The organism is Caulobacter sp. (genome assembly GCF_049283275.1).
Lineage (GTDB): Bacteria > Pseudomonadota > Alphaproteobacteria > Caulobacterales > Caulobacteraceae > Caulobacter.
Map to the genome: position 1 here is coordinate 1 of NZ_JBAPVS010000287.1, position 7731 is coordinate 7731.

The 7731-nt window shown below is 67.6% G+C and carries 6 protein-coding genes; 5 read left to right on the top strand and 1 reads right to left on the bottom strand.

Annotated features, from left to right (window positions below; translation table 11 throughout):
- The 3 genes from WAL33_RS16385 to WAL33_RS16395 form a co-directional block, all read left to right on the top strand.
- Positions 1-971, top strand: a 971-nt coding sequence (locus tag WAL33_RS16385) for a proline--tRNA ligase (protein WP_422182591.1), incomplete at its 5' end; no start/stop codon positions are given.
- Positions 971-2245: a lipoprotein-releasing ABC transporter permease subunit gene (locus WAL33_RS16390; RefSeq protein WP_422182592.1), complete on the top strand. Its 1275-nt coding sequence runs from the start codon at positions 971-973 to the stop codon at positions 2243-2245. The genes WAL33_RS16385 and WAL33_RS16390, both read left to right, overlap by 1 nt.
- Entirely contained in the window at positions 2238-2924 is a 687-nt protein-coding gene (locus tag WAL33_RS16395; protein WP_422182593.1) for an ABC transporter ATP-binding protein, read from the top strand. Before WAL33_RS16390 ends, WAL33_RS16395 begins: the two co-directional genes overlap by 8 nt.
- On the opposite strand, the gene WAL33_RS16400 is transcribed toward WAL33_RS16395, so the two are convergent.
- Entirely contained in the window at positions 2921-3880 is a 960-nt protein-coding gene (locus tag WAL33_RS16400) for a nucleoside hydrolase (RefSeq protein ID WP_422182594.1), read from the bottom strand. The two genes, WAL33_RS16395 and WAL33_RS16400, sit on opposite strands and share 4 nt — an antisense overlap.
- 164 nt (positions 3881-4044) lie before the next feature.
- On the opposite strand from WAL33_RS16400, the gene sidA reads away from it, so the two are divergent.
- Together sidA and dnaE are read left to right on the top strand one after the other, a co-directional pair.
- Positions 4045-4134 (top strand): cell division inhibitor SidA, encoded by a 90-nt coding sequence (gene sidA, locus WAL33_RS16405; RefSeq protein ID WP_035018457.1) that lies wholly within the window; start codon positions 4045-4047, stop codon positions 4132-4134.
- A gap of 24 nt (positions 4135-4158) precedes the next feature.
- Positions 4159-7593, top strand: coding sequence for a DNA polymerase III subunit alpha (gene dnaE / locus WAL33_RS16410; protein WP_422182595.1), 3435 nt, complete (start codon positions 4159-4161; stop codon positions 7591-7593).
- The last annotated feature ends 138 nt before the right edge of the window (positions 7594-7731 follow it).

The following is a 7731-nucleotide window of genomic DNA, read 5'->3' on the forward strand; positions in this document are numbered from 1 at the left end:
GGGCCCATGTGCGCAGCTACAAGGAACTTCCGAAGAACCTCTACAACATCCAGTGGAAGTTCCGTGACGAGACCCGCCCGCGCTTCGGCGTGATGCGCGGCCGCGAGTTCCTGATGAAGGACGCCTACAGCTTTGACCTCGACGCCGAGGGCGCGCGCAAGGCCTACAACCGCATGTTCGTGGCCTATCTGAACCTGTTCTCGCGCATGGGCCTGAAGGCCGTGCCGATGCGCGCCGACACCGGCCCGATCGGCGGCGATCTTTCCCACGAGTTCATCGTCCTGGCCGACACCGGCGAAAGCGCCGTGTTCTGCCACAAGGACCTGGTCGAGATGGCCGCGCCCGGTCCGGACGTCGACTGGCTCGGCGACCTGCAGCCGCTGGTCAACCAGCGCACGGCGCTCTATGCCGCCACCGAGGAAATGCACGACGAGGCCGCCTTCGCCGCCATTCCCGAGGGCGACCGCCTGTCGGCGCGCGGGATCGAGGTCGGCCACATCTTCTCGTTCGGGACCAAGTATTCCGAGCCGATGAAGGCCCTGGTCACCGGGCCGGACGGCAAGGACCTGCCGGTGCAGATGGGCAGCTACGGCGTCGGTGTCTCGCGCCTGCTGGGCGCGATCATCGAGGCCAGCCACGACGAGGGCGGCATCATCTGGCCGGAGTCCGTCGCCCCGTTCGGCGTCGGGATCATCAATATGCGCCAGGGCGACGCCGCCTGCGACGAGGCCTGCGAGACCGCCTACAAGGCGCTCGAGGCGGCCGGCCGCGAGCCGCTTTATGACGACACCGACAGCCGCGGCGGCGCCAAGTTCGCCACCATGGACCTGATCGGCGTGCCGTGGCAGTTGATCGTCGGTCCCAAGGGCATCGCCGAGGGCGTGGTCGAGCTCAAGAACCGCAAGACCGGCGAGCGCCACAGCGCCTCGCTGGCCGATGTGATCGCTCAGCTCTCGGACCGGGCCGCCTGATGGCCCTCGGCGCGGGCCCGTTCGGAACCTGGGAGCGCACCGTCGCTTGGCGCTATCTGCGCAACAAGCGCAAGAACGGCGGCGTGGCGCTGATCGCCGTCATCTCGTTCGCGGCGGTGATGCTGGCGGTCTTCGCCCTGATCACCGTGATGAGCGTGATGAACGGCTTCCGGGCCGAGCTGCTGGGTCGGCTGCTGGGCTTCAACGGCCATGTCTATGCGCAGGGTCCGTTGCTGAACGGGCCGGATCGCGACGGCGTCATCACCCGCATCAAGGCCGTGCGCGGCGTCACCCAGGCCGCGCCGATGGTCGAGGCCCAGGCCATGGTCATCGGCCCCAACCAGGTGTCCGGCGCCATCGTGCGCGGGGTCACCCCGGCCGACCTGCGCGGCATGAAGATGATCTCGTCCAACATCAAGCGCGGCTCGCTGGCCGGGTTCGGCGAGGGCGAGTACGGCGGCGACACCGTGCTGATCGGCGACCGCATGGCCCGCAACCTTGGCCTCTCGGTGGGCGACGCCATTACTTTGATCTCGCCCTCTGGTCCGGCTACGGCGTTCGGGACCTCGACGCGCGAGAAGGACTACACGGTCGGCGGCATCTTCAGCGTCGGCATGAGCCAGTTCGACGAGAGCTTCGTCTATATGGCGCTGCCCCAGGCCCAGCTGTTCTTCGGCCGCGACACCTCGATCGACTATGTGGAGATCAAGGTCGCCGACCCGGACAAGGCCAAGGAGATCAAGCCGATCATCGAGCAGGCCAGCGGCCCGGGCGCCTTCGTCCAGGATTGGATGGACAAGAACTCCAGCTACTTCAACGCCCTGCAGGTCGAGCGCAAGGTGATGCGGCTGATCCTGTTCTTCATCGTCGCCATCGCTACCCTGAACATCATCTCGGCCCTGGTCATGCTGGTGAAGAACAAGGGCCGCGACATCGCCATCCTGCGGACCATGGGGGCCAGCCAGTCCTCGATCCTGCGGATCTTCATCATGGCCGGCGCCTCGATCGGCCTGTCGGGCACCCTGGCGGGCCTGCTGCTGGGCACGCTGTTCTGCGCCAACATCACCGCCATCCAGAACTTCGTGGAATGGGTGACGGGCACGGCGGTGTTCAGCGCCGACATCTATTTCCTGGCCCACATCCCGGCCAAGATCGATTGGACCGAGGTGGCCGGCATCGTCGGCATCTCCACGGCCATGAGCATCCTGGCCACCCTGCCGCCCGCCATCCGCGCCTCGCGGCTCGATCCGGTCGAGGCCCTTCGCTATGAGTGACCCCGTCCTGTCCCTGCGCGGCGTCGAGCGCACCTATGTCACCGAGGCCGGGGCGCTGAACGTGCTGCGCGGCGTCGACCTGGACGTCTTTCCGGGCGAGGTGGTCGGGCTGATCGGTCCGTCCGGTTCGGGCAAGTCGTCGCTGCTGCACGCGGCGGGTCTGCTGGAAAAGCCCAATGCCGGCCTGATCGCCCTGGACGGCCGCGACTGCTCCAAGCTGTCCGAACGCCAGCGCACCAAGGTGCGGCTGTCGACCGTGGGGTTCATCTATCAGTTCCACCACCTGCTGCCCGAGTTCAGCGCCGTGGACAACGTCGCCATGCCGGCGATGATCGCCGGTCGGAGCAAGGCCGAGGCTCGGGCCAGCGCCACCGAGATGCTGACCCAGTTGGGCCTGGCCGAGCGGCTCAACCACCAGCCGGGCCAACTGTCCGGCGGCGAGCAGCAGCGGGTGGCCATCGCCCGCGCCCTGGCCAACAGTCCAAAGCTGTTGCTGGCAGACGAGCCGACCGGCAATCTCGACCCGACCAATTCGGCGGCGGTGTTCCAGGCGCTGTACGAGCAAGCCCGCAAGCGCGGTGTGGCGGCCCTGATCGCCACGCACAACATGGAGCTGGCCCGCTACATGGACCGGGTCTTCGCGCTGAAGGACGGGCACCTGGCGCCCCAGACCTTCTAGAGCAAGGCGTCGCGCAAGGCCGCGTAGAACCCGGCCTGGTCGATCTTCTTGATCACGCGGGCGTTCGGCGGCCGGCGTTTCAGCGTCGGATCGGCCAACTCGATGTCCGGCAGGATGGGGTGCGAGACGCTGAGATAGCCGCGCGTCAGTTCGCCCATCGTCTCGACATCGACCACCGCCATCGCCGAGTCCAGGATCAGGCGCTCGTCCAGGGCCACGGCGCAGGTCAGGGCGTCGGGATGCAGGCTGCCGTCCAGGGCCTGGGTTTCCTGGGCGAAGGCCAGGGAGGTGCGGTTGACCTGGGTGAAGAACCTGGCGCGCGGCGTGCCGATCGCTTCCAGCGCCGCTAGTTGGTCCAGGTTCAGCAGGCCGTCGCGCAGGGTCTCCGTCCAGGTGACGATGCTCATCGCGAAACCGGCGTTGATGACGATCTTGGCGGCTTCCGGATCGACATAGAGGTTGTACTCGGCCGCCGGGGTGACGTTGCCGACGCCGTTGTCGGTTCCGCCCATGATCCACAGGTGTTTGACGGCCTGGGCGATGCGCGGCTCGCGTTGATAGGCCAGGGCGATGTTGGTCAGGGCGGCCTGGGCGATCAGGGTGATCTCGCCGGGCGCATCCATCACCCGCCGCACGATCTCGTCGGCGGCGTGGCCGGGGCTTGGGCGTTGGGCGGTCTTGGCAAAGCCGCTGTCGCTCATGCCGTCGGCCCCGAACACATAGGCCGCGTCCAGGGGCGCGCGGGCGAGCGGCCGCTGGGCGCCCAGATAGACCGGGATCTCGCCGCCGCGCCCGCAGGCCTCCACGGTGACCAGGGCGTTCTCGGCGTGCTGTTCGAAGCCGACATTGCCGTGCGCGATGGTGATGGCCTCCACGCTCACACCGGGGCGGCGAAGGGCCAGCATCAAGGAGAACACGTCGTCCCCGGCGGTGTCGGTGTCGATGATCAGTCGCATGGCGCGATCTGGCCCAATCCGCCCGTCAAATCCACCGGAAATCGCGGCTTTGCCGGTCCGGGCAGGGGCGCGACGAAAAATCTGGCAATCGAACAACGGTCGCTTGCGCATGAGAACAAAAGTGGAATATAGAACAAACAAGCAACGATCGCAGGAGGGTCCCCATGGTTCGTATCGCGCGTGAGTCTTTGGCGCTTGTATCTGTCGCCAGCTTCGTCTGGATGATGTGCCAGGTCGCCCAATTGGTGGCTTGAGTCGTGTAGCCATGAGGTGCGGTGATGTCGGGCAATGAAGGGCAGGGGTTCGTCCACCTTCGCGTGCGCTCGGCCTATTCGCTGCTCGAAGGCGCCATCAAGGCCGACAAGATCCCGGGCTTGGCCGCGGCCGCCGGCATGCCGGCGGCGGGACTGGTCGACCGCAACAATCTGTTCGGGGCGCTGGAATATTCCGTCTATGCCAAGGACCATGGCGTCCAGCCGATCATCGGCTGCGCCCTGGCGGTGTCGGGCGTAGGCGCTGGGCCGACCGAGCGCTGGGCCCGCACGCCGACCATCACCCTGTTGGTCCAGAACGAGCGGGGCTATCTGAACCTCTCTGAACTGTCGTCGATCGCCTATCTGGAAAGCGGCGAGATGTCCGAGCCGGTGGTGCCCTGGGCCAAGGTGGTCGAGCACGCCGAGGGGCTGATCCTGCTGTCGGGCGGCGTCGACGGACCCGTCGACGCCCTGCTGGCCGCCGGCAAGACCGCCGAGGGCGAGGCGGCCCTGGCCGAGATGCAGCGGGTGTTCGGCGACCGCTTCTATGTCGAGCTGCAGCGCCATGGCCTGCCGCGCCAGGCCGCCGCCGAGCCGGGCCTGGTCCACTGGGCTTATGAGAACGACGCGCCGCTGGTCGCCACCAACGACGTCTATTACGCCAAGCCGGCGATGTACGACGCCCACGACGCCCTGCTGTGCATCTCCGACGGCGCCTTCGTCGGCCAGGACGAGCGCCGGCGGGTGACCCCCGAGCACTGGTTCAAGCCGGCCGAGGACATGCGCAAGCTGTTCGCCGACCTGCCGGAGGCCTGCGACAACACCCTCGACATCGCCCGCCGCTGCGCCTTCATGGTGCACAAGCGCGACCCGATCCTGCCCAGCTTCCCCACCGGCGACGGCCGCAGCGAACCTGAGGAACTGACCCACCAGGCCAAGGAAGGCCTGAAGATGCGCCTGGCGGCCCTGGACCATCTGGCGGTCGAGGAGCAGGTCTATTGGGACCGGCTCGACTTCGAGCTGTCCATCATCATCAAGATGGGTTTCCCCGGCTACTTCCTGATCGTGTCGGACTTCATCAAGTGGGCCAAGGAGCACGGCATTCCCGTGGGTCCGGGACGGGGTTCGGGCGCCGGGTCGCTGGTCGCCTGGGTGCTGACCATCACCGATCTGGACCCGCTGCGCTTTGGCCTGCTGTTCGAACGGTTCCTGAACCCCGAACGGGTCTCCATGCCCGACTTCGACATCGACTTCTGCCAGGAGCGGCGGGAAGAGGTGATCGTCTACGTGCAGGAGAAGTACGGCCGCGACCGCGTGGCCCAGATCATCACCTTCGGCTCCCTGCAGGCCCGCGCCGTGCTGCGCGACGTCGGGCGGGTGATGCAGCTGCCGTTGGGCCTGGTCGACAGGCTTTGCAAGATGGTGCCCAACAATCCGGCCGCGCCGGTGACCCTGGCCCAGGCCATCGACATCGAGCCGCGCCTCAAGCAGGCCCGCGACGAGGACGGCAACGTCAAGGCCTGCCTTGACGTTGCTTTGCAGCTGGAAGGCCTGTTCCGCAACGCCTCGACCCACGCCGCCGGCGTGGTGATCGGCGACCGGCCCCTGACTCAGCTGACCCCGCTCTACAAGGATCCGCGCTCGGACCTGCCCGCCACCCAGTTCAACATGAAATGGGTCGAAAGCGCCGGCCTGGTGAAGTTCGACTTCCTGGGGCTGAAGACCCTGACGGTGCTGGACCGGGCGGTGAAGCACCTGAAGAAGCGCGGCGAGATCATCGACCTCAGCCGCCTGCCGTTCGACGACGCCAAAACCTACGAGCTTCTCGCTTCCGGCCAGACGGTCGGCGTGTTCCAGCTGGAAAGCCAGGGCATGCGCGACACCCTGCGCAAGATGCGCTGCGGCTCGATCGAGGAGATCACCGCGCTGATCTCGCTGTACCGACCGGGGCCGATGGACAACATCGACACCTTCGTGGACTGCAAGTTCGGCCGCAAACCCGTCGACAACCTGCACCCCTCGCTGGAGGTGGTGCTGAAGGAGACCTACGGCGTTATCGTCTACCAGGAACAGGTGATGCAGATCGCCCAGATCCTGGCCGGCTACAGCCTGGGCGAAGCCGACCTTCTGCGCCGGGCCATGGGCAAGAAGAAGAAGGAGGAAATGGATCTCCAGAAGATCCGTTTCGTCGCCGGGGCCAAGGACAAGAACGTCCCGGAGGAGCAGTCCGGCTCGATCTTCGAACTGGTGGCCAAGTTCGCCGGCTACGGCTTCAACAAGTCGCACGCCGCCGCCTACGCCCTGATCGCCTATCAAACCGCCTGGCTGAAGGCCAATACGCCGGTCGAGTTCCTGGCCGCGTCGATGAGCCTGGACCTGTCGAACACCGACAAGCTGGCGGTCTTCCACCAGGACGCCAGGCGTTTCGACATCGTCGTGCGGCCGCCGGACGTCAATCGCTCGGGCGCCGACTTCGAGGTCGAGAACGGCGAGGTGCTGTACGCCCTGGGCGCCGTGCGCAACGTCGGCCTGGAGGCCATGAAGCACCTGGTCGCCATCCGCGAGGAGGGCGGGCCGTTCCGCGACATCTTCGACTTCGTCGAGCGGGTCGATCCCAAGCTGGTCAACAAGCGGGCGATCGAGAACCTGGCCCGGGCCGGGGCCTTCGACTCCCTGTCCAAGAACCGCGCCCAGATCTTCGCCTCGGCCGACGTGCTGATCGCCCACGGCCAGAGCATCGCGGCCGATCGCCAGGGCGGCCAGCACGCCCTGTTCGGCGGCGACCCGGCCGCCGGCCGTCCGCGCCTGAAGAAGACCGAGGCCTGGAGCCAGGTCGACCTGCTGGACGAGGAGCTGGCCGCCGTCGGCTTCTACCTGACCGGCCACCCGCTGGACGACCTGGTGGGCGTGCTGCGTCGCCGTCGCACCCATATGCTGACTGAGGTGATCCCGCGCGCCGAGGCGGGCATGGAGGCCTTCCGGATGTGCGGCGTGGTCCGCCGCCGCCAGGAGCGCGCCTCGCAGAGCGGCGAGCGCTTCGCCTTCGTTTCGCTGTCCGATCCCAGTGGCGAGTACGAAGTGCTGTTCCCGCCCGAGGCCCTGCGCAAGTGCCGCGAGGTGCTGGAGCCGGGCAAGGCGGTGTCGATCAAGGTCCGCGCCAAGGCCCGCGACGGCGAGGTGCGGTTCTTCGGCGACGACGCCGAGCCGATCGAGAAGGCCATCGAGAACATGGTGGCGGGCCTGCGCCTGCACCTGTCGCCCTCGGCCACCGAGATCGAGGCCCTGCGCAAGCGGCTGGAGCCGGCCGCCTCGCCGCGCGGCGGCGAGGTCAGCCTGATCGCCGCCCTGGGCGGCGGCCGCGAGATCGAGATGAAGCTGCCCGGTCGCTACACCCTGGACGCCGCCCTGCGCGGCGCCCTGAAGACCGCGCCCGGCGTGGCGCTGCTGGAAGACGTCTAGGGCGCGTGCGCCGTGGCGCGGGCGGTCGAAATCCGCCGGCGCTGTCGGTTTGATCCGCCCTCGTGCGTCCTATGAGCGACGGCCGAACCGGCCGGACGTTCACGGTCCGCGCCGAGCCCCGCGCGATCATCAGGGAGA